The sequence below is a fragment of the Anaerococcus sp. NML200537 genome, from assembly GCF_026131715.1.
In the GTDB taxonomy this organism is placed as follows: Bacteria; Bacillota; Clostridia; order Tissierellales; family Peptoniphilaceae; genus Anaerococcus; species Anaerococcus kampingae.
Genome location: NZ_JAMXSL010000075.1, coordinates 1 through 1540, shown reverse-complemented (window position 1 = coordinate 1540; position 1540 = coordinate 1). Strand labels below are relative to the sequence as shown.

Below are 1540 nucleotides of genomic sequence, written 5' to 3'. Positions count from 1 at the left end.
GTCCATCAAAATCAAAAACAATGTTGAAATTAACATCTTTTTTCCTTTTAAAAATTCTATTAATGAATATAAAAAACCTTAATTTATTATAATAAAAGAAAGAAAATATCCCAATAATATAACCTATAGCTGGAATAATAATTCCAAATACATTTTGTAAAAATTTCATAAACCCTCCTTATGCTTAACAATGCTTTAAAAATAAAAATATAAGACTCTTCCATCTTTTATAATCTGTGGCATAAAAAATATGAACCAAAACCTATTTTTTTATATATAAATTTAAGCTTCATCATACTTTAAGTTCTGAATTGTTTATAATGAAACTAAATTATTAACTTATATAAATGCATTAATTAAATTATTGTTTCTCATAGATTTTACTCCTAGCCTTACAATTCTAGTATGAGATTAACTAGAGTCACTCTATAATTGACAAGATGATCGTCCAATTATCTAACCACATTAAGCAAAATTCACCCTATGGTATTCCATATATCACCTTTTACCAAGTTTGATTTATTATTTTTTTATATATTTCCCAAATAATCCTATTGAATTTATTGACTATGACAACCTAATAGGAGCCTTTTTAAATTCTAAATAAAGCTCACTTACTTCAGAAAATACATTAATCAATTTTATCTTTTTATCTCATTTGCTTCGAACTCTACACATTCCATTATATCCGAAATATCACAATCCAATGTATTACATATTCTTAAAAGCACATCCGTGGTAACATTTTGCCCATTTTTTATTTTGTAAAATGTACTTTTGCTTATTTGTGATTTATCCATAAGGTCAGTACTTTTCATTTCTAAGTCTATAAGTTTTTTAAACAATTTTTTATAACTAAATTTGAGCATGAGATATTCGAAACAACTCCCTATATTTATCTATATTGTCATAATTATACCATTAAAGCAATTCTTTTAATAGGCTTTTATTCTCTTATCTCGAACTAGCTCTAAAATTATTTACTTAATAACAAGGAATGTATATCCCATATTTCTCTTGATAATCTTTCTATTTTTTCTCTCATATAATCTATATCTTTCTTGTAAATAACACCCGTTGTATTAGTAGCTTTTGCAATCTGGTTTATGTTATTTGTTGCATTTGAAAGTAACCATTGAAGATCTCTAAATGGTTCTAGGTCTACAATATAAATTTCTTTTTCTAATACACATTTTCTAAGAAAGTGGGACATTGTTTTACAATTTGCAAGTTTCATTTTCTTTTCAAAAATTTCTTTTTCTTCATCTGTTAAATATATTTTCAGTTGATTTTTTCTTGTTCTATTATCCATACATTTCTCCTCTGCTCATATTTTTTTGGGGTCTTAGGGTTCTCACTAACAAGGTAAAAATCGTAAAATTATATAGCCTTATAAGCTATTGATTTTTTGATTTTTTCGTAAGTGGGTACTCACTTACTGTGCTTGCTCATATACTAATAGTATAAGAACAGCTTTAAGCATAGTTCTTAAAAATGAACCTAATCATCTATGATAAAATTATAGATATTAGGGATGAAA

Annotated in this window: 2 protein-coding genes; both read right to left on the bottom strand. The window is 25.4% G+C overall.

Going from position 1 to position 1540, the window contains the following annotated elements; genetic code table 11:
* Positions 1–641 precede the first annotated feature (641 nt).
* Positions 642–869, bottom strand: coding sequence for a helix-turn-helix domain-containing protein (locus tag NH288_RS11315; RefSeq protein WP_265215403.1), 228 nt, complete (start codon positions 867–869; stop codon positions 642–644).
* Positions 870–976: 107 nt separating this feature from the next.
* Positions 977–1312 (bottom strand): plasmid mobilization protein, encoded by a 336-nt coding sequence (locus NH288_RS11310; RefSeq protein ID WP_265215401.1) that lies wholly within the window; start codon positions 1310–1312, stop codon positions 977–979.
* Positions 1313–1540 lie beyond the last annotated feature (228 nt).

Bases quoted from the DNA above. Each gene is read 5' to 3' on its own strand.
- NH288_RS11315 (WP_265215403.1), bottom strand. From the start codon at position 869: ATGCTCAAATTTAGTTATAAAAAATTGTTTAAAAAACTTATAGACTTA.
- NH288_RS11310 (WP_265215401.1), bottom strand. From the start codon at position 1,312: ATGGATAATAGAACAAGAAAAAATCAACTGAAAATATATTTAACAGAT.